This is a genomic window from Klebsiella sp. Sb-30, assembly GCF_057652795.1.
On record NZ_CM172749.1, the window covers coordinates 4,504,132 to 4,526,463 of the forward strand.

Consider the following 22,332-nt stretch of genomic DNA (forward strand, 5'->3'; position numbering starts at 1 on the left):
AGCGAACCGCCAGCCCGGATAGCGGCGTCGGCACGACAAGCCCATACCTGTATAAAACCCCAGCATCATTGATTGAACCAGGCTATAATCAGGCCTGGTTTTATTTGATGAGAGCACGGCGTGACCCAGCCACGAGAAGGTTTCCTCCTGACCCGTCACTGGCGGGATACCCCGCAAGGCACCGAGCTGTCCTTCTGGCTTGCCACCGACGACGGCCCGCTTGAGATCACCCTGCCGCCGCAGGAGTCGGTCGCCTTCATTCCTGAAGCACAGCGCGCCCAGGTCGAACGTCTGTTGCAGGGCGAAAACGGCCTGCGTCTCGCTCCGCTCACCTTAAAAGACTTTCATCGCCAGCCGGTCTTTGGCCTCTATTGTCGCGCTCATCGCCAACTGATGCGCCTGGAAAAGAAGCTGCGTGAAAACGGCATCACCGTTTACGAAGCCGATATCCGCCCACCGGAGCGCTATCTGATGGAGCGCTTCATTACCGCTCCGGTTTGGGTCGAAGGTGACGCGCGCGGCGGGCGGCTGATCAACGCCCGCATGAAGCCCAACCCGCACTACCGGCCGCCGCTGAAGTGGGTGTCGCTGGATATTGAAACCAGCCGCCACGGTGAGCTGTACTGCATCGGGCTGGAAGGCTGCGGGCAGCGGGTGGTCTACATGCTTGGGCCGCAACCGGCGACCTCTCCCGCCGTCGATTTCCAGCTGGAGTACGTCTCCAGCCGTCCGCAGCTACTGGAAAAACTCAATGCCTGGTTTGCCTTGCACGATCCGGATGTCCTGATCGGCTGGAACGTTATCCAGTTCGACCTGCGGGTCCTGCAAAAGCATGCCGAACGCTATCGCATTCCGCTGATGCTCGGCCGTGGGAATACGGAACTGGAGTGGCGCGAGCACGGGTTTAAGCAGGGCGTCTTCTTTGCCCAGGCCAACGGCCGGCTGATTATTGACGGTATCGAGGCGCTGAAATCCGCCTTCTGGAACTTCTCCTCTTTTTCCCTTGAAGCGGTGGCGCGTGAGCTGCTCGGCGAGGGGAAAGCGATTGATAATCCCTGGGATCGGATGGACGAAATCGACCGCCGTTTCAACGAAGATAAACCGGCGCTGGCGACCTATAATCTGCAGGACTGCGAGCTGGTCACGCGTATCTTCCATAAAACGGAGATCATGCCGTTTCTGCTCGAACGAGCCACGGTCAACGGTCTGCCCGCCGACCGCCACGGTGGTTCCGTCGCCGCCTTCAGCCATCTCTATTTTCCACGCATGCACCGGCTGGGTTACGTCGCCCCTAACCTGGGCGAAGTGCCGCCGCAGGCCAGTCCCGGCGGTTACGTCATGGACTCGCGCCCCGGTCTCTATGATTCGGTGCTGGTTCTGGATTATAAAAGCCTTTACCCTTCGATTATCCGCACTTTTTTGATCGACCCGGTCGGGCTTATCGAAGGGATGGCGCAGCCGGACAATGCGCACAGCACCGAGGGTTTTCTCGGCGCCCGTTTCTCGCGTCAGAACCACTGTTTGCCGGGGATTGTCGGCCAAATCTGGCACGGCCGCGATGATGCCAAACGGCACAAGAACAAACCCCTGTCTCAGGCGCTGAAGATTATCATGAACGCCTTCTATGGCGTGCTCGGCACCAGCGCCTGTCGTTTTTTCGATCCCCGTCTGGCCTCTTCTATCACCATGCGCGGGCATGCGATTATGCGCCAGACCAAAGCGCTGATTGAGTCGCAGGGCTATGACGTTATCTACGGCGATACCGACTCTACCTTCGTCTGGCTTAAGCGACCTCATTGCGAAGAAGAGGCGACGCAAATCGGGCGCTCGCTGGTCGCTTTCGTCAACGACTGGTGGGCCGCTGAGCTGAGTAAAGACCAGCTCACCAGCACCCTCGAGCTGGAGTTTGAAACCCACTTCAGCCGCTTTTTAATGCCGACCATTCGCGGAGCCGACACCGGCAGCAAAAAACGCTACGCCGGGATGATTCAGGAGGGAGAGGCGCAGCGGATGGTCTTCAAAGGACTGGAGACGGTGCGCACCGACTGGACGCCGCTGGCCCAGCAGTTCCAGCAGGAGCTGTATCTGCGCATTTTCCGCCACCAGCCCTATCGCGACTATATTCTGGAAACCATTGCTAAGCTGATGAGCGGTGAGCTCGACGATCGCTTGATCTACCGTAAGCGCCTGCGCCGCCCGCTGGCCGAATACCAGCGCAACGTGCCGCCGCACGTGCGCGCCGCACGGCTGGCCGATGAGCAAAACGTCAGGCTGGGCAGGCCGCAGCAGTACCAGCAGCGCGGCAGCATCCAGTATGTCTGGACCACCAGCGGCCCGGAACCGGTGGATTATCAACTGTCGCCGCTCGATTATGAGCACTATTTGTCAAAGCAACTTCAGCCGGTCGCGGAAGGAATACTTCCCTTTGTCGACGATGATTTTGCTACAATAGTAACAGGGCAACTGGGGCTATTTTGATTTCCTCGCCATTGCAATTTCCAGCCAACATATCTGCAAATTGAAGGACGAGGAGGACGTGACGAACGAGCTGCCATCCAGTAATATAGCGCCCTTTCCATTCCTGGACCCAATCTTGATCTCTCTCTGGCTTGCCTGGAGAAGATTAACTATTGCCTGCAATTTAAGAACACAAGAGCTGAACATATATGCCTTTTACACTTGGTCAACGCTGGATTAGCGACACAGAGAGCGAACTGGGATTAGGGACGGTAGTTGCGCTGGATGCGCGCATGGTGACCCTGCTTTTCCCCGCCATCGGCGAAAACCGTCTGTACGCACGCAATGATTCCCCGATCACCCGCGTGATGTTTAACCCGGGTGATACCATCACCAGCCACGAAGGCTGGCAGCTCCAGGTTGACGAAGTTAATGAAGAAAACGGCCTGCTGGCTTACACCGGTACCCGTCTTGATACCGAAGAAGCCAACGTCACGCTGCGCGAAGTGCTGCTCGACAGCAAACTGGTGTTCAGCAAACCGCAGGACCGCCTGTTCGCCGGCCAGATCGACAGAATGGACCGTTTTGCGCTGCGCTACCGCGCCCGCAAATACCAGAGCGAGCAGTACCGGATGCCGTGGAGCGGCCTGCGCGGACAGCGCACCAGCCTGATTCCCCACCAGCTGCATATCGCCCATGACGTCGGCCGCCGCCACGCGCCGCGCGTTCTGCTGGCCGATGAAGTCGGTCTGGGTAAAACCATCGAAGCCGGGATGATTCTGCATCAGCAGCTGCTTGCTGGCGCCGCCGAACGCGTGCTGATCGTCGTTCCGGAAACCCTGCAGCATCAGTGGCTGGTCGAGATGCTGCGCCGCTTCAACCTGCGCTTCTCGCTGTTTGACGATGAGCGTTATGCCGAAGCCCAGCACGATGCCTACAACCCGTTCGAGACCGAACAGCTGGTGATCTGCTCGCTGGATTTCGTGCGCCGCAGCAAACAGCGTCTGGAACATCTGTGCGACGCCGAATGGGATCTGATGATCGTCGATGAAGCGCACCACCTGGTGTGGAGCGAAGAGGCGCCGAGCCGCGAATATCAGGCAATCGAGCAGCTGGCAGAACGTGTGCCGGGCGTGCTGCTGCTGACCGCTACGCCGGAACAGCTGGGCATGGAAAGCCACTTCGCCCGTCTGCGCCTGCTGGATCCCAACCGCTTCCACGACTTCGAGCAGTTCGTTGAAGAACAACAGAATTATCGTCCGGTGGCCGATGCTGTCGCGCTGCTGCTGGCCGGCAACAAGCTGAGCGATACCGAGCTGAACACCCTCGGCGATCTGATCGGCGAACAGGATATCGAACCGCTGCTGCAGGCCGCTAACAGCGATCGCGACGACGCCCAGGCCGCCCGCCAGGAGCTGGTCTCAATGCTGATGGATCGCCACGGCACCAGCCGCGTGCTGTTCCGTAATACCCGTAACGGCGTTAAAGGCTTCCCGAAACGCGAGCTGCACACCATTCGTCTGCCGCTGCCCACCCAATATCAGACGGCGATTAAAGTCTCCGGCATTATGGGTGCGCGTAAAACCGCAGAAGAGCGCGCGCGCGATATGCTCTACCCGGAACAGATTTATCAGGAATTTGAAGGCGATACCGGTACATGGTGGAACTTCGACCCGCGCGTCGAGTGGCTGATGGGCTATCTCACCAGCCACCGTTCGCAGAAAGTGCTGGTGATCTGTGCAAAAGCGGCCACCGCCCTTCAGCTGGAGCAGGTTCTGCGCGAGCGCGAAGGGATCCGCGCCGCGGTCTTCCATGAAGGTATGTCCATCATTGAGCGCGACCGTGCCGCCGCATGGTTCGCCGAAGAAGACACCGGCGCCCAGGTGCTGCTGTGTTCTGAAATTGGCTCCGAAGGCCGTAACTTCCAGTTTGCCAGCAACCTGGTAATGTTCGATCTGCCGTTCAACCCGGATCTGCTGGAGCAGCGTATTGGCCGTCTCGACCGTATCGGTCAGGCGCACGATATCCAGATCCACGTTCCGTATCTGGAAAGAACCGCGCAGTCCGTGCTGGTTCGCTGGTACCACGAAGGGCTTGATGCGTTTGAACATACCTGCCCGACCGGTCGCACCGTGTATGACAGCGTGCATAACGAACTGATTAATTATCTTGCCGCCCCGGAAACCACCGAAGGCTTCGATGAGCTGATCAAAGCCTGCCGTCAGCAGCACGATGCGCTGAAAGCGCAGCTGGAACAGGGTCGCGATCGCCTGCTGGAGATTCACTCCAACGGCGGCGAACAGGCGCAGAAGCTGGCCGAAAGCATTGAAGAGCAGGATGACGATACCAACCTGATCGCCTTTGCCATGAACCTGTTCGATATTGTCGGCATCAATCAGGACGATCGCGGTGAAAACCTGATCGTGCTCACGCCGTCCGATCATATGCTGGTTCCGGACTTCCCGGGCCTGCCGGAAGACGGCTGCACCATCACCTTTGAACGTGATGTCGCGCTGTCCCGCGAAGACGCTCAGTTCGTCACCTGGGAGCATCCGCTGATTATCAACGGTCTGGATCTTATCCTCTCCGGCGATACCGGCAGCAGCACCCTCTCCCTGCTGAAGAACAAAGCGCTGCCAGTCGGTACGCTGCTGCTGGAGCTGATTTACGTGGTGGAAGCGCAGGCGCCGAAGCAGCTGCAGCTTAACCGCTTCCTGCCGGCGACACCGGTGCGCATGCTGCTGGATAAAAACGGCAATAACCTCGCCGGTCAGGTGGAGTTTGAAAGCTTCAACCGCCAGCTGAGCGCCGTCAACCGCCATACCGGCAGCAAACTGGTCAACGCGGTGCAGCAGGACGTGCATGCGATCCTCCAGCTCGGTGAGGCGCAGGTTGCCAAAGCCGCTCAGGCGCTGATCGACGCGGCCCGCGATGAAGCCAACGACAAGCTGTCGGCGGAACTCTCTCGTCTGGAAGCATTAAAAGCGGTTAACCCGAACATCCGTGACGACGAGCTTTCCGCTATCGAGAGCAACCGTCAGCAGGTGATGGACGCGCTGGCGCAGGCAGGCTGGCGTCTCGACGCGCTGCGCTTAATCGTGGTCACCCACCAGTAACGGAACGCGAATATGGCGATGGAAAACTACAATCCGCCACAGGATCCCTGGCTGGTTATCCTCTATCAGGATGAGCACATCATGGTGGTCAACAAGCCGAGCGGCTTGTTGTCCGTCCCGGGGAGACTGGAGGAGCATAAAGACAGCGTGATGACGCGCGTACAGCGCGACTTCCCGCAGGCTGAGTCGGTGCACCGCCTCGACATGGCTACCAGCGGCGTGATTGTGGTGGCGCTGACCAAAGCGGCGGAACGCGAGCTGAAGCGTCAGTTTCGCGAGCGTGAGCCGAAGAAGCAGTACGTCGCCCGCGTGTGGGGACATCCGGAAAAAGCGGAAGGGCTGGTAGATTTACCGCTGATCTGCGACTGGCCGAACCGGCCAAAGCAGAAGGTGTGTTACGAAACGGGCAAAGCGGCGCAAACTGAGTATGAAGTGCTGGAGTACGCGGATGATAACAGCGCCCGCGTGCGCCTGAAGCCGATTACCGGACGTTCACATCAGCTGCGCGTGCATATGCTGGCGCTGGGTCATCCGATTCTTGGCGATCGCTTTTATGCGACGCCAGAGGCGCTGGCGATGGCGCCGCGGCTGCTGCTGCACGCCGAAACGCTGACCATTACCCATCCGGCCTTCGGCAACGCGATGACCTTTCGCGCGCCCGTCGATTTCTGAATGCCGGTATTCCCGGCACAGCATAACCCGTAAGCCCCGGAAGCCACGTGCGACCGGGATATGGCCCCGGATGATGCCTTAGCGGCCTATCCGGGCGACATATTCACGATATCATCCGTTAATCGCGGGCAAACCACGCATCGATCATCTGCTCAACGCGGGCGACAACCTCTTCGCCATCATGGCGATGCAGGCTCTCGCAGGTCTGCGCGGCATCATCGCACAGCAGGCAACGACGGGTGCGGTCATCCTGCGCCTGCCGTCCTTGCTGCGGACAAATCACCTCGATATTCCATAAGCGGCCAAGCGGATGAGTCTGTAGCAGCTCCGTGCATAGCGCATTGATTTCGCTGGCAGAATGCTCAACGCACCACAGCGCCTCCGGCCCGGTTGGCAACCACAGCACCTGACGGTCCAGCGTTTTCCAGCGGCGTTTCCACAGCAGCTGGTCGCAGGCCTGCAGCGCCACGCCCATCATATTGCGATAGCGGATGCTGTCTTTTACCGCGCCCGGTGTCACCAGCGTCAGCGCAATGACCGGTTGTTGATAATGGCCAAGCCACTCGGCCTGGCGGGCTGCACGCTGCGCTTTCGTCGCCAGCTCGGTTTCTACGCTGGCGCCCGCACGGGCGGGAGTATCCACAGACATTAATTCCTCTCCTTCACTTGATAAAATGACGACGGCAAAGCCGCCGCCGCGATAGCGGATTACGCTGCTGATTGTATCGCTAAACGAACAGAATTTAGGACACAGGACAAAGAAATTTTCTTCGTCCTGTGGAGGAAAATTGCAGATTTTCCTGTTAGCACAGAGCTAAATCATGCAAGGAAATGACTGAGGAATAGCAGACCCAATGAAACATTAATCGCGCCGCCAATGCGGGTCGCGATTTGGGCGAACGGCATCAGGCTCATGCGGTTGCCGGACGTCAGAATCGCCACATCGCCGGTGCCTCCCTGACCACTCTGGCAGCAGGAGACAATTGCCACATCAATCGGGTGCATCCCTATCTTTTTACCGACCAGGAACCCGGTCGCCACCAACGCCGAGACGGTGCTGACGATCACCAGCAGATTCGTTATCGTAAAAGCGTTCACCAGCTCCTGCCACGGCGTAATGGCGACGCCTACGGCAAACAGAATCGGATAGGTCACCGCGGTGCGGAAGAATTTGTAGACCATCTGCGACCCTTCCTGCAGGCGCGGCGAGACGCCGTTAACCAGCTTGAGCAGTACCGCCAGAAACAGCATGCCTACCGGCGCCGGTAAACCGGTCATTTTCTGTCCCAGCATCCCCAGCATATACAGCAGCACGGCCAGCAGAGCGCCGGATGCCAGCGTCGTTACGTCGGTTTTGCCGGTGGAAGTCTCAACTTCGTCTGCACGATGCGTTTCGTTGCTGCGGTTCGGCATCAGCTGGCCTTCACCGGTCAGATGCGGGAAACGCTTGCCCAGTTGGTTCAGGCAACCAGCAATCACTATCGCCGTCAGGCTGCCCAGCATCACCATCGGCAACACGCGGCCTAATGCCACGCCCTGATCCATATGCATCAGGGCGGCATAGCCGATTGACAGTGGAATCGCCCCCTCTCCTACGCCACCGGCCATAATCGGCAGCACGATAAAGAAGAACACCTGAAACGGCTCCATCCCCAGGGCGGTACCGACGCCGATGCCCACCAGCATGCCAACGATTTCACCGCACAACATCGGGAAGAAGATGCGCAGAAAGCCCTGAATCAGAGTCGTGCGGTTCATGCTCATAATGCTGCCGACGATAATGCAGCAGATATAGAGATAAAGAATATTGGTCGATTTATAGAATTTGGTCGTGGATTCCACCACCACCTCCGGCAGCAGGCCGTAGTGCACCAGCGCGGAAGGGATAAAGGTGGCGCAGATCGCGGCCGCCCCCAGTTTACCGAGGATCGGCAGACGCTTGCCAAACTCACCGCAGGCAAAACCAAAAAAGGCCAGCGTCGCGACCATGACCACGATATCGCTCGGCAACTTTCCGCCCAGACAGTCGAGGGCGATTAAGCCGCCGGCCAGCAGGAACAAAGGCAGCGGGATAATCCCGACTTTCATATTATCCATCACGTGCCACCAGCGTTGTTTCAGGGTGGCTTTCGGGGTGTCGATGGGATCGAGGGTCGCAGAGAATGCATTGTCAGTGGTGCTCATAGGTTTGGCCCTTTCGTTATTATTCATTTTTGAGATTAGGGGGCCTGATGCAGACTTAATGTGAGGCGTGACGAATTAGAAATGAAGTTTTAATGGTCATTATGGTTTTTATGGTTTCTATTCCGGGGCGTGATATCTCTCTGATTTATTAGCGTGGTTTTTATGGTTTTTATCGCCGAGCCAGTGCGCAATCGACCGAAGGGCGGATCGGCGATGCCTCGTCATCACCGACCACAGCGGGCTCCGGCGGATTGAGTGACCTCCGGCGCGCTCGTCCACGGGCGATCTGGCGGATGGGCGGCCCGCAGTGGCATCTTGATAAATCATCGCCGGTAGATGATGCTGGTTTCTCATCGCTGCGGTAACGCTCACCCCGTTGCCGCCTAACCCATGCCGGCACCAGGAAATATTACCGTGCCGGTATCGTAGAGACGCTGCGCACGACTTATGAAGGTTTCCTTTCAATTTAAGCTGTTTATTTCGCTGGTCGCCTTTTTCTCCGTATTATTCGCGCTGCTGGGCGTCTATTACTACATCGATGCCAGCCATCAGCTTTATCAGGAAATGAGTACCCGCGCCAAAATACAGGCTGAAGAGATCGCGCTGATGCCCGATTTACGCCGGCAGGTTATCCAGGAAGATCCGCAGTCGCTAACGTCATTTATGCAAAAAATCGCCGCCCGCAGCGACGCGAGCTTTATTGTCATTGGCGATGCGCAGGGCGTACATCTGTTTCATTCCGTCCACCCGGAGTGGGTCGGTACCCGGCTGGTGGGCGGGGATAACCAGGCGGTGCTGGAAGGGAAAAGTATCACCACCATCCGTAAAGGAGGGCTCGGGGTATCGCTGCGCAGCAAAGCGCCAATCTTCGACACCTCCGGCCGGGTTGTGGGCATCGTCTCCGTGGGCTACCTGACCAGTTATCTCGATAGCATCACGCTGACAAAGGTGATTAATATCTTCATCGCCGCCGTACTGCTGCTGATCGCGCTGTTTATTTTTTCCTGGTATTTTACCCGCAGCATTAAAAAACAGATTTTTTCGCTGGAACCACGAGAAATCGGCCTGCTGGTGCGTCAACAAAAGGCGATGATGGAATCAATCTATGAAGGGGTTATCGTTATCGATCGCCACCGACGTATCGAGGTGATCAACCACGCAGCGCGCAGCCTGCTGGGACTGAGCCAGCCCGCGCGGCTGCTACGCGGCCAATCGATCGACAGCGTCATCGCCCCGCAACCCTTTTTCGCCAGCGGTGAAATGCTGGAAAACGACACTCACGATGAGCTGTGTCGCTTCAACCAGCTAACCGTACTCGCCAGCCGGGTGCGTATCATGCTGGAGGAGTCGCTGCAGGGCTGGGTAATTACTTTCCGCGATCGTGACGAAATCAACTCCCTCAGCGCCCAGCTAAGCCAGGTTAAACGCTATGTTGATAACCTGCGCATCATGCGCCATGAACAGCTGAACCGAATGACCACGCTCTCGGGTCTGCTGCATATGGGTCACTATGACGAAGCGATTCGCTATATTCAGGCTCAGTCGGAACATGCGCAGGAGCTGCTGGACTTTATCTCTTCCCGCTTCAGCTCGCCAACGCTCTGCGGCCTGCTGCTGGGTAAGGCTGCCCGCGCCCGCGAAAAAGGGGTGGCGCTCAGCTTTGACCCCGCCTGTCAGCTCGACCGGCCGCTGCCTTCATTAATTGAATCGGAGCTAATTTCGATTATCGGCAACCTGCTGGATAATGCGATTGAAGCCACGCAGCGCGCCGAACTGCCGCACGAACCGGTGGAAGTGCTGATTCAGCTGAATGCCCGCGAGCTGATGATTGAAGTTGCCGACCGCGGCATCGGTATTGACCCGGCTATCCGCGATCATATCTTTGAACGCGGCATTACCACCAAAACCCGTGGCGATCATGGTATCGGCCTGTATCTTATTGAACATTATGTGACACAGGCGGGCGGCACCATTGAAGTCGCCGATAACTCACCGCGCGGCGCGATCTTTACTCTGTTTATCCCCGCCGACGGCCCTGTTCATTCCCGACACGAGGCGAACTATGCATCATGATCTGGTCGATGTGTTGATCATCGAAGATGAAAGCGAACTGGCGAGGCTGCATGCCGAGCTGATTCAGAAGCATCCGCGTATGCGGCTGACGGGCATGGCCGCCTCCCTCTCCCAGGCGCGGCAGATGCTCAATAGCCAACCGCCGCAGCTGATACTACTCGATAACTATTTACCTGACGGTAAAGGGGTCACATTGATGACCGACCCGATTCTGGCAGAGGCCAACTGTTCGGTGATTTTTATTACCGCCGCCAGCGATATGGAAACCTGTAGCCAGGCGATTCGCAACGGCGCTTTCGACTACATTCTTAAGCCCGTCTCCTGGAAGCGCCTGAGCCAGTCGCTGGAGCGTTTTGTTCAGTTTTACGATCAGCAGCGAGAATGGAAAATCGTCGATCAGCAAAACGTTGATTCGCTGTACCAGCTGCAGGCGAAGAACTATCGCGCCGATAGCGGCAGTAAAGGGATCGAGGAGAAGACGCTGGCGCTGGTGCAGAATCTGTTCAACGGCCGGGAGGAGCACAGTTTTTCCGTGGATGAGGTGGTGAATGATGCCGGGTTAAGTAAAACCACCGCCCGCCGTTACCTGGAACACTGTGTGGAAATCGGTTATCTGGAAGTCGAAATGTTGTACGGAAAGATTGGTCACCCGCGACGGATGTACCGACGCGCGCAAGGCGCATCATGAGGCCTCTCCCGCCAGGGAGAGGCCTGCGGCTCAGAACCCGCGCTGCTCTTTGATCAGCTCCCAGGCTTTCTGAATATCCTGTGCTTTCTGCTTCGCCATCTCCATCATTTCCGGCGGTAACCCTTTTGCCACCAGCTTATCCGGATGGTGCTCACTCATCAGCTTGCGATAGGCGCGTTTCACGGTCGCGGCATCATCGGTAGGCTTCACCCCCAGCACGTTGCACGCATCCTCCAGCGTTGGTCCACGCTGCGCCTGCTGCCAGCCGGCATTTCCGCCGCCCTGCCCGTAAGAGCTCTGCTGAGAACCGCCGCCAAACTGAGCGCCGCCCTGCATCATTCGCAGGAACTGCTCGAACTGCGCGCGGGAAATCCCCAGCTCATCGGCAATCACAAACAGAACTTCACGTTCATTAGGATGTAATTCGCCATCGGCGAAGGCCGTCTGCAGCTGAATTTCCAGAAACATCCGAATCAAATCGAAGCGCCCGAAACAGACGCTGCGCAGCTGGCGCATTTTTTCACGCAGCGGATAATCATCGGATTTCCCTACGCGAAAAGCCTGCTGTGCCGCCGTACGCGACTCGCCATGCAAATTCATGCGATCCATCAGGATGCTGGCGACATGAATATCGGCTTCGGTGACGCGACCTTTGGATTTGGTTAAATGGCCCATGACCTCAAAGGTGGTGGAGAAAAACAGCGCCTGCCGCTCCTGCTGATTGGCAAACACATTGATACGGCGGCTTCGCGCCCGGTCAAATATATGGCCGACCAGCAGGCCCAGCACCAGTCCCCAAAAGCCTGCGCCCATCATCAGCGCGACCGCAACCCCAATTATTTTTCCCAAATACTGCATAGACTCCCCAATCTTTCCGCCGCCAGTTAAGCTATATATGACCGCACGTTACAAAGCACTGACGCTTAGGTCAATTGTGGGACATAGCCTATATTTTGCTTTATCATACTCGTCATTCTACACGGTGCCTAACGCTCGGGATCCAAACCGGCAGGATTAACACTAGCGCGATGAAGATGAGTACGTTAGGCTCTGACCGTTTGCAAGCCGCTGCCACAAGATGACGGAACAACAAATACAACGTATGAAAAAACGTATTCCCAGCCTCCTGGCCACCATGATCGCCAGCGCCTTGTATAGCCAACAAGGCCTCGCCGCCGATCTCGCCACGCAATGTATGCTTGGCGTACCAAGCTATAATCGTCCCCTCGTTGAAGGTCAAACTAACGAGCTGCCGGTGACGATCAACGCCGATCATGCGAAGGGCAATTATCCTGATAACGCCGTATTTACCGGTAATGTTGACATTAACCAGGGTAATAGCCGTCTCCAGGCGGATGAGGTCCAGCTTCATCAGCAGCAGGCTGCTGGCCAGCCGCAGCCCGTTCGCACGGTTGATGCGCTCGGCAACGTTCACTATGACGATAATCAGGTTATCCTGAAAGGCCCGAAAGGCTGGTCAAACCTGAACACCAAAGATACCAATATCTGGCAGGGCGATTACCAGATGGTTGGTCGCCAGGGCCGCGGTACCGCCGACCTGATGAAACAGCGCGGCGAAAACCGCTATACCATTCTGGAAAACGGCAGCTTTACCTCCTGTCTGCCGGGTTCTGACACCTGGAGCGTCGTCGGTAGCGAAGTGATCCACGACCGCGAAGAACAGGTCGCCGAAATCTGGAACGCCCGTTTCAAACTCGGTTCGGTCCCTGTTTTCTATAGTCCTTACCTGCAGCTGCCGGTAGGCGACAAACGTCGTTCAGGCTTCCTGATTCCTAACGCCAAATACAGCACCAAAAATGGCGTAGAGTTTTCGCTGCCGTACTACTGGAATATCGCGCCGAACTTCGACGCCACCCTGACGCCGCACTACATGAGCAAGCGTGGCGGCGTGATGTGGGAAAACGAATTCCGCTATCTGACCAAAGCGGGGGCGGGGCTGTTCGAGTTTGACTACCTGCCGTCCGATAAAGTCTACCAGGACGATCACTCCAGCGACAGCAACAGCCGCCGCTGGTTGTTCTACTGGAATCATTCGGGTGTCATTGACCAGGTATGGCGTCTTAACGCCGACTACACCAAAGTCAGCGATCCGGACTACTTTAACGATTTCAGCTCGAAATACGGCTCCAGTACCGACGGCTACGCCACGCAGAAATTCAGCGCGGGCTACGTTAACCAGAACTTCGACGCCACCGTATCAACCAAACAGTTCCAGGTCTTCAACCGTGAGTCGAGCAACTCCTACGCCGCTCAACCGCAGCTGGACGTGAACTATTACCAGAACGATGTCGGTCCATTCGATACCCATCTCTATGGTCAGGCGGTGCACTTCGTTAACACCAACGGCAACATGCCGGAAGCCACGCGTGTTCACTTCGAGCCGACGATCAACCTGCCGCTGTCTAACGGCTGGGGCAGTATTAATACCGAAGCCAAACTGCTGGCGACCCACTACCAGCAAAGCAACCTCGACAATTACAATTCGACCAATAATGCGGACTTAAAAGAGTCTGTTAACCGCGTCATGCCGCAGTTTAAAGTCGACGGTAAAATGGTCTTCGAGCGCGATCTGCAGGAGGGGTTCACCCAAACCCTCGAGCCGCGCATGCAGTATCTGTATATCCCGTATCGCGATCAGAGCCAAATCGGTTCCTATGACTCCACGCTGCTGCAGTCAGACTACAGCGGCCTGTTCCGCGACCGTACCTACAGCGGCCTGGACCGTATTGCTTCCGCGAACCAGCTCACTACCGGCGTGACTTCGCGCGTATATGATTCCGCCGCCGTTGAACGTTTTAATATTTCCGTTGGTCAAATCTATTATTTCACCGAGTCCCGGACCGGTGATGACAACATCAACTGGGAGAACAACGACACAACGGGTTCACTGGTATGGGCCGGCGATACTTACTGGCGCATCGCTGATAACTGGGGGTTACGCGGGGGAATTCAGTACGATACGCGTCTGGATAACGTCGCTACCGGTAACGGCACCGTGGAATACCGTCGCGATGAAAACCGTTTAATACAGCTTAACTATCGTTATGCCAGCCCGGAATACATTCAGGCCACGCTGCCGTCGTACTCCACCGCTGAGCAGTACAAAAATGGTATTTCTCAGGTGGGCATGACCGCCAGCTGGCCGGTTGTCGATCGCTGGTCGGTGGTGGGCGCATACTACTTTGATACCAATACCAGAAAGAGCGCCGACCAGATGTTAGGGGTCCAGTATAACTCCTGCTGCTACGCGATTCGCCTCGGCTATGAACGTAAGATCAACGGCTGGGATAGTAACGGCAACGGCGAGAGCAAATACGATAATACCTTTGGCATCAACATTGAGCTACGTGGCCTGAGCTCCAACTACGGTCTCGGCACTCAGCAGATGCTGCGTTCGAACATTTTACCGTACCAGAACTCCCTGTGATGTGGCTGGTTTAAAACGTAATCCGCATTTGCGGTTAATTGAAATGGAAAAAGTATGAAGAACTGGAAAACGCTGCTTCTCGGTATCGCCATGATCGCGAATACCAGTTTCGCTGCCCCACAGGTTGTCGATAAAGTAGCGGCTGTCGTCAATAATGGCGTTGTTCTTGAAAGCGACGTCGATGGCTTATTGCAATCGGTTAAGCTCAATGCTGGCCAGGCCGGTCAACAGCTGCCGGATGACGCGACCTTACGTCATCAGATCCTCGAAAGACTGATCATGGACCAGATCGTTCTGCAGATGGGCCAGAAGATGGGCATGAAAATCACTGACGATCAGGTCGATCAGGCGATTGCCAACATCGCGAAACAGAACAACATGACCATGGATCAGATGCGCAGCCGTCTGGCCTATGACGGTCTTAACTACAACACCTACCGTAATCAGATTCGTAAAGAGATGCTGATTGCGGAAGTGCGTAACAACGAAGTCCGTCGTCGCATCACCGTGCTGCCGCAGGAAGTCGAATCGCTGGCGAAACAGATTGGCGATCAGAACGATGCCAGCACCGAGCTGAACCTCAGCCACATCCTGATTCCGCTGACAGAAAACCCGACCTCTGACGACGTAGCGAAAGCGCAGGAACAGGCTAACGCGATCGTTGAGCAGGCGCGCAGCGGCGCTGACTTCGGCAAACTGGCTATCACCTACTCTGCCGACCAGCAGGCGCTGAAAGGCGGCCAGATGGGCTGGGGTCGTATTCAGGAACTGCCGGGGATCTTCGCCCAGGCGCTGAGCACCGCGAAGAAAGGTGATATTGTCGGCCCGATTCGCTCTGGCGTCGGCTTCCATATCCTGAAAGTGAACGATATGCGCGGCGGCAGCAAGAACATCTCCGTCACCGAAGTTCACGCGCGTCACATTCTGCTGAAGCCGTCGCCGATCATGAATGACGATCAGGCGCGGGCTAAGCTGGAGCAGATCGCCGCGGATATTAAGAGCGGAAAAACCACTTTCGCCAAAGCAGCAAAAGAGTTCTCCGAAGATCCGGGTTCCGCAAACCAGGGCGGCGATTTAGGCTGGGCAACGCCTGATATCTTCGATCCGGCGTTCCGCGATGCGCTGATGCGTCTGAACAAAGGCCAGACCAGCGCACCGGTGCACTCCTCCTTCGGCTGGCACCTGATTGAACTGATGGACAGCCGTCAGGTAGACAGAACCGACGCCGCGCAGAAAGACCGCGCGTACCGGATGCTGATGAACCGTAAGTTCTCTGAAGAAGCGGCAACCTGGATGCAGGAACAACGCGCCAGCGCTTACGTCAAAATTCTGAGCAACTAATATCACGGCCTCATACACAACAGCACTCGGGGTGTATTGAGGCGGCAAGCCGTCGAGCCCGGATAACTCACGATGTGAGCGGACCCGACGGCGTTGCCAACAGAAAGACGTCCTGAAGGATGAAGTGTATGAATCGAGTTGTTATCACTCCCGGTGAACCTGCCGGAATCGGCCCCGACCTTGTTGTACAGCTTGCGCAGCGCGACTGGCCGGTAGAGCTGGTGATTTGCGCCGACGGCGCCCTGTTATCTGACCGAGCTCAACAGCTCGGTCTTCCTTTATCTCTTCTGCCCTACGATCCTTCTCTTCCCGCAGCGGCCCAGCGCGCTGGCACTCTGACGCTCCTCCCGGTCGCGCTGAACGCCCCCGTCGAACCCGGCGTGCTGAACGTGCGCAACGGAAGCTATGTGGTTGAGACGTTGGCTCGCGCCTGTGACGGCTGTCTGAGCGGCGAATTTGCGGCATTGATTACCGGGCCGGTCCATAAGGGCAATATCAACGACGCGGGTATCGCCTTTACCGGCCATACCGAGTTCTTTGAAGAGCGCGCCCACGCCAGCAAAGTGGTCATGATGCTGGCGACGGAAGAACTGCGCGTCGCCCTGGCAACCACGCACCTGCCGCTGAAAGCGATCAGCGACGCGATTACGCCGGATTTGCTCCGTGAAGTGATAACGATTCTGGACCACGATCTGCGCCATAAATTTGGCATCGCCCGGCCGCACGTGCTGGTCTGCGGTCTGAACCCGCATGCCGGCGAAGGTGGGCATATGGGGACGGAAGAGATTGATACGATTATTCCCGTGCTGGAAGAGATGCGCGCCCGGGGGATGAATCTGAGCGGCCCGCTGCCGGCAGATACCCTTTTCCAGCCCAAATATCTCGACAATGCCGATGCGGTACTCGCGATGTACCACGATCAGGGCCTTCCCGTGCTAAAATACCAGGGCTTTGGCCGTGGCGTGAACATTACGCTCGGTTTACCTTTTATTCGCACCTCTGTTGACCACGGTACCGCGCTTGAACTGGCGGGCCAGGGAAAAGCGGATGTCGGCAGTTTTATAACGGCGCTTAATCTCGCCATCAAAATGATTGTTAATACGCAATGAATAATCGAGTCCATCAGGGCCACTTAGCCCGTAAACGCTTCGGGCAAAACTTCCTCAACGATCAGTTCGTGATCGACAGCATTGTCTCGGCCATTAACCCCCAGAAAGGGCAGGCAATTGTCGAGATCGGTCCGGGCCTGGCGGCGCTGACCGAACCGGTCGGTGAACGCCTGGACGCACTTACCGTTATCGAGCTGGATCGCGATCTGGCCGCTCGTCTGCAGACGCATCCGTTCCTCGGGCCGAAGCTGACCATTTATCAGCAAGATGCCATGACCATGAACTTCGGCGAACTGTCGCAGACCATGGGCCAGCCGCTGCGCGTGTTCGGCAACCTGCCGTACAACATCTCAACGCCGCTGATGTTCCATCTGTTCAGCTATACTGATGCCATCGCCGACATGCACTTTATGCTGCAAAAAGAGGTCGTCAATCGTCTGGTTGCCGGACCGAACAGCAAGGCGTATGGTCGACTGAGCGTTATGGCGCAGTATTACTGCCAGATTATCCCGGTACTCGAAGTGCCGCCGGGTGCCTTTACGCCGCCGCCTAAAGTGGATTCCGCCGTTGTGCGCCTGGTGCCTTACCGCACGCTGCCGCATCCGGTGAAAGAGGTTCGCGTGCTGAGCCGAATCACTACCGAGGCCTTCAACCAGCGTCGTAAAACGATTCGTAACAGCCTCGGCAACCTGTTCAGCGTTGAGGTACTGACCGAGCTGGGCATCGACCCGGCAAAACGTGCAGAGAATATTTCCGTGGCGCAATACTGTCAGCTGGCTAACTGGCTATCTGACAACTCGCCCACCAAGGAGAGCTAACCATGATTAATTCGCCTCGAGTTTGCGTGCAGGTGCAAAGCGTCTATATCGAATCGCAGTCTTCCCCGGAAGAAGAGCGCTACGTTTTCGCTTATACCGTCACGATTCGCAATCTGGGGCGGACTCAGGTTCAGCTTCTTGGCCGCTACTGGCTTATCACCAACGGCCACGGTCGTGAGACTGAAGTGCAGGGTGAAGGGGTTGTCGGCGAACAGCCGCATATTCCCGCAGGCGGTGAATTCCAGTATACCAGCGGAGCCGTCATTGAAACGCCGCTGGGCACCATGCAGGGACATTATGAAATGATCGACGTGAACGGCGCGCCGTTCTCGATCGATATCCCTGTTTTCCGTCTCGCAGTACCAACGCTCATTCACTAAAACAATGTCTACATACCTTATTGGCGACGTTCACGGTTGCTACGATGAACTGCTCGCGTTATTAAAGCAGGTGGCGTTTACCCCAGGGAGCGATACGCTGTGGCTCACGGGCGATTTAGTCGCACGCGGCCCGGGTTCGCTGGAGGTTTTACGCTACGTTAAATCCCTTGGCGATAATGTGCGCCTTGTTCTCGGCAATCACGATCTGCACCTGCTGGCCGTCTTCGCCGGCATCAGCCGCAACAAACCCAAAGATCGCCTGAAATCGCTGCTCGAAGCCCCGGATGCCGACGAGCTGCTCAACTGGCTGCGCCGTCAGCCGCTGATGCAGATTGATGAAGAGAAAAAGCTGGTGATGGCCCATGCGGGCATTACGCCGCAGTGGGATCTGGAAACGGCAAAACAGTGCGCGCGCGATGTTGAAGCCGTGCTCGCCAGCGACTCCTATCCGTTCTTCCTCGACGCGATGTATGGCGATATGCCGAATAACTGGAGCCCTGAGCTGAGCGGTCTCGCCCGCCTGCGCTTTATCTCCAATGCCTTTACCCGTATGCGCTACTGTTTCCCGAACGGGCAGCTGGATATGTATGCCAAAGAAGCGCCGGAAAACGCCCCTGCGCCGTTAAAACCGTGGTTTGCCATTCCCGGTCCGGTGAGCAACGAGTACAGCATTGCGTTTGGTCACTGGGCTTCGCTGGAAGGTCGCGGTACGCCGGAGGGGATATACGCCCTCGATACCGGCTGCTGCTGGGGCGGGGATCTCACCTGCCTGCGCTGGGAAGACAAGCAGTACTTTACTCAGCCCTCAAACCGGCAGAAAGAGCCGGACGAAGGCGAGGCGGTAGCCTCCTGAAAAAAATCCCGGATAGCGGTAAGCGGTATCCGGGATATCATCATCTTGCCTCGGCCAACGCTACGCGCTGCCCGGCATACCCTCAGCGACGTTCGAGAATCTCGAAGCAGTAGCTATGCGAGTTCTGCGCATCGGCATCGTGAAATTCGCTGAAGACCGACTCCCACTGATCCGGATCGTAGTCCGGGAAATGGGTATCCCCTTCCACTTCGGCGTCAATGTGCGTCAGATAAAGCTTCCGGGCCTTCGGCAGGAACTGCTCATAGACACGACCGCCGCCGATCACCATTATCTCTTCAACGTCGCCGCAGGCGGCGATCGCTTCATCAACCGACTTCACCCACTGCACGCGATCGTCGGTGCCCGGCTGGCTGCTGATAACGATATTCTTACGCCCCGGCAGCGGGCGACCAATAGACTCCCAGGTCAAACGCCCCATCACCACCGGCTTGTTTAAGGTATTGCGTTTAAACCAGGCGAGATCGGCAGGCAGGTCCCATGGCATGGCGTTTTCCATACCAATGACGCGATCTACCGCTAACGCCGCAATCAGACTGATCATTGAAAATTTCCCGAATGCAAAAAATTGCCGCCACTATACGTAAAGCGTAATACTTCGTCGACTGCGCGGAGAGTAAAGAATAAGAAAATTTTCGGATTTGCAGGCGGGCCCACGTAAGCTACGTGAGCCGCCTGCTGAGGAACTAAACTGAAAACAAAATGTTAACTGTAAACAAAACGTAACGGCCGCCGCACGACTCAGGCAGAAGGTTTACTCTCCGGTTCATCGGCAATATCTCCGGTGTGTCGACCCTCTTCCGTTCCCTGCCAGCCATGCCGCTGAACCAACGACAGATGGTTACGATCCTCGTTAATTATGGTGGTCAGCATGTCGCTGGTGCGTTTAAAGACCGCCACGCGGGAAGCCGCGTCGTTTTCCGCCATCGCCACCATCTCCTCGACCATTTTCTGGTTGAAGCGACGGAACAGGTCGGCGCGCTCGCGCGCTTCATAAGCGCCCAGGCCCAGGGCCTCCAGCGCCGTTCGCCCGGATTTCAGCGCCGCCTCGAAGGTTTCACGCTCCGGGGCCTCCACGCCAGCCTGACGCAGCTGGATATAGTGATCCACATCGCGGGCGCGGGAGATAATCTGCAGATGCGGGAAATGCTCTTTTGCCAGCTCAACCAGCTGCAGGCTGACCTGCGGATCGTCAATCGCATTGATCAGCACCTCGGCTTTTGCCGCCCCCGCTGACTCCAGCATATCGACGCGCGTGGCATCGCCATAAAACACTTTCATATCAAATTTACGCAGCGTATCAACGTGGTCAGGATCGTGATCGAGGATCACCATCTTCACCCCGCCGGAGAGCAATACACGACCGGCGATCTGCCCGTAGCGGCCGAAGCCGGCAATAATCACCCGCGGCTGCTCTTCATCAATCTCATCCGCTTCGCGTTCCTCGCCGCGGGATGATTTCTCCAGGCGGGTCAACAGTACCAGCAGGATCGGCGTTGCCGCCATTGACAGCGCCACCGCCAGCGTCAACGCTTTCGCCCAGTCGCTATCCAGTACGTCGGCCATCTGCGCCGCGCCGAATACCACAAAGGCAAACTCACTCCCCTGCCCCAGCAGAACCGCAAACCAGCGGCGCTGGGCGCGCGGCACCCCGAGCGGCTTCGCAATCAGCCACAGCATCGCGCCTTTGATGATCAGGAAACCAACCAGCAAAACCAGAATGCGCAGCGGATGGCTCATCAGGGTACCGAAATCAATCGACATCCCGACGCCAATGAAGAACAGCCCCAGCAGCAGCCCCTTAAACGGCTCAATGTCGCTTTCCAGCGCGTGGCGATATTCCGAACTCGCCAGCAACACGCCGGCGAGGAAGGCCCCCATCGCCATCGACAGTCCGACCTCCTCCAGCAGCAGGCCAAAGCCGAAGACCAGGAACAGGGCTACGGCGCTGAACACTTCGCGCAGACCGGAACGGGCCACGAAGCGTAATACCGGACGGGTCACATAGCGCCCCAGCGCCACCACCAGGACCAGCGCGCCAGCCACCTTGAGCGCGGACAGGGCAAATGCCGCCAGCGTCGTAGAGCCACCGCTGGCGGCCAGCAGCGGGATCATCGCCACCAGCGGGATCGCCGCGATATCCTGAAACAGCAGGACGGCAAATGCGCTCCGCCCCATCTGTGAGACCGTCAGATTACGTTCGTTCATCGCCTGCATCGCGATCGCCGTCGACGACAGCGCCAGCGTCATGCCGATCAGCTCCGCCACCTGCCAGCGCATCCCCAGCAACATGCAAAACAGGCCAATCAGTACGCCGCACACCACCATCTGCAAGGCGCCGCCGCCAAACACCGACGCGCGTAGCTTCCACAGACGCTGCGGGTCGAGTTCCAGACCAATCACAAACAGCATCAGCACCACGCCGATTTCAGCAAAGTGCAAAATCGCCTCGGCGTCGGTCACCAGCCTCAGCCCCCACGGCCCGATAATACAGCCGGCAATCAGATAGCCGAGTACCGACCCTAACCCAAGGCGTACGGCGATCGGCACAATCAGCGCGGCGGATCCCAGATAAATCAGCGCCTGTATCAGCGTATGGCTATCCATGATGCGTCTCCTGCCATTCGATAAGGCGTTGTCGGTAGCGGCGTGCCTGCGCCTGAAGGGTTTCATCGTCGCAGATAAATGTGCAGTGCATGGCGAAAGGCGGCAGCCACTTCATTCCACAGTAGAGACCGGTCGCCTGGAGCGGTTGGGAAAGCACATCAAACCCGGGAAATGCACCGATATCAAAGTGGCTCTCGCCGCCGCCGGTGGTCACCGCCCACATCAGCGATTTACCGCGCAGGGCGATGCCGTTATGTCCGTAAGCCCAGCCGTGCGATAACACTTTATCCATCCACAGTTTCATTAGCGGCGGCACACTGTACCACTGCATCGGATGCTGCCAGATAATCAGCTCGGCGCGTGCCAGCGCCGCCTGTTCGGCGGCGACGTCGATATTAAAATCGGGGTAAAGTTGATAGAGGGAGCGTATTTCTACGCCATCCAGCGTCCTTGCCTGCTCAAGCATCCGCTTATTCGCATGCGAGTGATGCGGATAGGGATGGGCATAAATTATCAGAATCATTGATTAGCCTGCGTTAACTCTCGTTGTAATCAGCAAGAGTGTAGT

General features: G+C 57.2%; 17 protein-coding genes. 11 read left to right on the top strand and 6 right to left on the bottom strand.

Translation table 11 applies throughout. The annotated features are described in order from the left end of the window. Positions 1 to 120: 120 nt before the first annotated feature. The 3 genes from polB to rluA all read left to right on the top strand — a co-directional run bounded on the left by polB (position 121) and on the right by rluA (position 6,245). A complete protein-coding gene (gene polB, locus AC236I_RS21065; RefSeq protein ID WP_032716559.1) occupies positions 121 to 2,478 on the top strand; it encodes a DNA polymerase II in 2,358 nt (785 codons plus the stop codon). A 188-nt stretch (positions 2,479 to 2,666) separates the two neighbouring features. Beyond that, positions 2,667 to 5,573 (top strand): RNA polymerase-associated protein RapA, encoded by a 2,907-nt coding sequence (gene rapA, locus AC236I_RS21070; RefSeq protein ID WP_004857803.1) that lies wholly within the window; start codon positions 2,667 to 2,669, stop codon positions 5,571 to 5,573. A gap of 12 nt (positions 5,574 to 5,585) precedes the next feature. Then, complete coding sequence (rluA, locus tag AC236I_RS21075) at positions 5,586 to 6,245, top strand: bifunctional tRNA pseudouridine(32) synthase/23S rRNA pseudouridine(746) synthase RluA (RefSeq protein ID WP_004857802.1); 660 nt, start codon at positions 5,586 to 5,588, stop codon at positions 6,243 to 6,245. 118 nt (positions 6,246 to 6,363) lie between these two features. Here the strand turns inward: rluA and citX are convergent, their stop codons facing one another. Both citX and AC236I_RS21085 read right to left on the bottom strand, forming a co-directional pair. Further along, on the bottom strand, positions 6,364 to 6,894 hold the full coding sequence (citX, locus tag AC236I_RS21080) for a citrate lyase holo-[acyl-carrier protein] synthase (RefSeq protein ID WP_048024083.1): 531 nt from the start codon (positions 6,892 to 6,894) through the stop codon (positions 6,364 to 6,366). 170 nt (positions 6,895 to 7,064) lie between these two features. Further along, positions 7,065 to 8,429, bottom strand: a complete 1,365-nt coding sequence (locus AC236I_RS21085; RefSeq protein WP_004857797.1) for a 2-hydroxycarboxylate transporter family protein — start codon at positions 8,427 to 8,429, stop codon at positions 7,065 to 7,067. 447 nt (positions 8,430 to 8,876) lie between these two features. On the opposite strand from AC236I_RS21085, the gene AC236I_RS21090 reads away from it, so the two are divergent. Both AC236I_RS21090 and AC236I_RS21095 read left to right on the top strand, forming a co-directional pair. After that, positions 8,877 to 10,502: an ATP-binding protein gene (locus AC236I_RS21090; RefSeq protein ID WP_032716555.1), complete on the top strand. Its 1,626-nt coding sequence runs from the start codon at positions 8,877 to 8,879 to the stop codon at positions 10,500 to 10,502. Continuing rightward, positions 10,492 to 11,190, top strand: coding sequence for a response regulator (locus AC236I_RS21095; protein ID WP_004857793.1), 699 nt, complete (start codon positions 10,492 to 10,494; stop codon positions 11,188 to 11,190). Before AC236I_RS21090 ends, AC236I_RS21095 begins: the two co-directional genes overlap by 11 nt. Before the next feature lie 30 nt (positions 11,191 to 11,220). Here AC236I_RS21095 and djlA read toward each other — a convergent pair whose 3' ends face one another. After that, positions 11,221 to 12,048 carry a co-chaperone DjlA gene (gene djlA, locus AC236I_RS21100; protein ID WP_004857791.1) on the bottom strand — a complete coding sequence of 276 codons (828 nt, stop codon included), beginning with the start codon at positions 12,046 to 12,048 and terminating at the stop codon, positions 11,221 to 11,223. 244 nt (positions 12,049 to 12,292) lie between these two features. On the opposite strand from djlA, the gene lptD reads away from it, so the two are divergent. From lptD to apaH, 6 genes are all read left to right on the top strand, one after another. Next, positions 12,293 to 14,638 (top strand): LPS assembly protein LptD, encoded by a 2,346-nt coding sequence (gene lptD / locus AC236I_RS21105; protein ID WP_015585172.1) that lies wholly within the window; start codon positions 12,293 to 12,295, stop codon positions 14,636 to 14,638. A gap of 54 nt (positions 14,639 to 14,692) precedes the next feature. Next, the gene (gene surA / locus AC236I_RS21110; RefSeq protein WP_004857788.1) at positions 14,693 to 15,979 is read left to right on the top strand and encodes a peptidylprolyl isomerase SurA; all 1,287 of its coding nucleotides are present in this window, start codon (positions 14,693 to 14,695) and stop codon (positions 15,977 to 15,979) included. Positions 15,980 to 16,098: 119 nt separating this feature from the next. Beyond that, positions 16,099 to 17,088 (top strand): 4-hydroxythreonine-4-phosphate dehydrogenase PdxA, encoded by a 990-nt coding sequence (gene pdxA, locus AC236I_RS21115; protein ID WP_015585173.1) that lies wholly within the window; start codon positions 16,099 to 16,101, stop codon positions 17,086 to 17,088. Continuing rightward, positions 17,085 to 17,906: a 16S rRNA (adenine(1518)-N(6)/adenine(1519)-N(6))-dimethyltransferase RsmA gene (gene rsmA, locus AC236I_RS21120; protein ID WP_004857784.1), complete on the top strand. Its 822-nt coding sequence runs from the start codon at positions 17,085 to 17,087 to the stop codon at positions 17,904 to 17,906. Before pdxA ends, rsmA begins: the two co-directional genes overlap by 4 nt. Positions 17,907 to 17,908: 2 nt before the next feature. Next, entirely contained in the window at positions 17,909 to 18,286 is a 378-nt protein-coding gene (apaG, locus tag AC236I_RS21125) for a Co2+/Mg2+ efflux protein ApaG (RefSeq protein WP_004857782.1), read from the top strand. Positions 18,287 to 18,290: 4 nt separating this feature from the next. Next, a complete protein-coding gene (apaH, locus tag AC236I_RS21130) occupies positions 18,291 to 19,139 on the top strand; it encodes a bis(5'-nucleosyl)-tetraphosphatase (symmetrical) ApaH (protein WP_004857780.1) in 849 nt (282 codons plus the stop codon). 82 nt (positions 19,140 to 19,221) lie between these two features. Here apaH and folA read toward each other — a convergent pair whose 3' ends face one another. The 3 genes from folA to kefF form a co-directional block, all read right to left on the bottom strand. Continuing rightward, positions 19,222 to 19,701, bottom strand: coding sequence for a type 3 dihydrofolate reductase (gene folA, locus AC236I_RS21135; RefSeq protein WP_004857778.1), 480 nt, complete (start codon positions 19,699 to 19,701; stop codon positions 19,222 to 19,224). 197 nt (positions 19,702 to 19,898) lie between these two features. Then, positions 19,899 to 21,764, bottom strand: a complete 1,866-nt coding sequence (gene kefC, locus AC236I_RS21140) for a glutathione-regulated potassium-efflux system protein KefC (RefSeq protein WP_004857776.1) — start codon at positions 21,762 to 21,764, stop codon at positions 19,899 to 19,901. Further along, positions 21,757 to 22,287, bottom strand: a complete 531-nt coding sequence (gene kefF, locus AC236I_RS21145; RefSeq protein ID WP_004857773.1) for a glutathione-regulated potassium-efflux system oxidoreductase KefF — start codon at positions 22,285 to 22,287, stop codon at positions 21,757 to 21,759. The genes kefC and kefF overlap by 8 nt, the downstream gene beginning before the upstream one ends. Positions 22,288 to 22,332 lie beyond the last annotated feature (45 nt).

What these genes read in the sequence shown, in the direction of transcription:
- rapA (WP_004857803.1), top strand. Translation starts at nt 2,667, where the DNA reads ATGCCTTTTACACTTGGTCAACGCTGGATTAGCGACACAGAGAGCGAA.
- rluA (WP_004857802.1), top strand. Translation starts at nt 5,586, where the DNA reads ATGGCGATGGAAAACTACAATCCGCCACAGGATCCCTGGCTGGTTATC.
- citX (WP_048024083.1), bottom strand. Translation starts at nt 6,894, where the DNA reads ATGTCTGTGGATACTCCCGCCCGTGCGGGCGCCAGCGTAGAAACCGAG.
- AC236I_RS21085 (WP_004857797.1), bottom strand. Translation starts at nt 8,429, where the DNA reads ATGAGCACCACTGACAATGCATTCTCTGCGACCCTCGATCCCATCGAC.
- AC236I_RS21090 (WP_032716555.1), top strand. Translation starts at nt 8,877, where the DNA reads ATGAAGGTTTCCTTTCAATTTAAGCTGTTTATTTCGCTGGTCGCCTTT.
- AC236I_RS21095 (WP_004857793.1), top strand. Translation starts at nt 10,492, where the DNA reads ATGCATCATGATCTGGTCGATGTGTTGATCATCGAAGATGAAAGCGAA.
- djlA (WP_004857791.1), bottom strand. Translation starts at nt 12,048, where the DNA reads ATGCAGTATTTGGGAAAAATAATTGGGGTTGCGGTCGCGCTGATGATG.
- lptD (WP_015585172.1), top strand. Translation starts at nt 12,293, where the DNA reads ATGAAAAAACGTATTCCCAGCCTCCTGGCCACCATGATCGCCAGCGCC.
- surA (WP_004857788.1), top strand. Translation starts at nt 14,693, where the DNA reads ATGAAGAACTGGAAAACGCTGCTTCTCGGTATCGCCATGATCGCGAAT.
- pdxA (WP_015585173.1), top strand. Translation starts at nt 16,099, where the DNA reads ATGAAGTGTATGAATCGAGTTGTTATCACTCCCGGTGAACCTGCCGGA.
- rsmA (WP_004857784.1), top strand. Translation starts at nt 17,085, where the DNA reads ATGAATAATCGAGTCCATCAGGGCCACTTAGCCCGTAAACGCTTCGGG.
- apaG (WP_004857782.1), top strand. Translation starts at nt 17,909, where the DNA reads ATGATTAATTCGCCTCGAGTTTGCGTGCAGGTGCAAAGCGTCTATATC.
- apaH (WP_004857780.1), top strand. Translation starts at nt 18,291, where the DNA reads ATGTCTACATACCTTATTGGCGACGTTCACGGTTGCTACGATGAACTG.
- folA (WP_004857778.1), bottom strand. Translation starts at nt 19,701, where the DNA reads ATGATCAGTCTGATTGCGGCGTTAGCGGTAGATCGCGTCATTGGTATG.
- kefC (WP_004857776.1), bottom strand. Translation starts at nt 21,764, where the DNA reads ATGGATAGCCATACGCTGATACAGGCGCTGATTTATCTGGGATCCGCC.
- kefF (WP_004857773.1), bottom strand. Translation starts at nt 22,287, where the DNA reads ATGATTCTGATAATTTATGCCCATCCCTATCCGCATCACTCGCATGCG.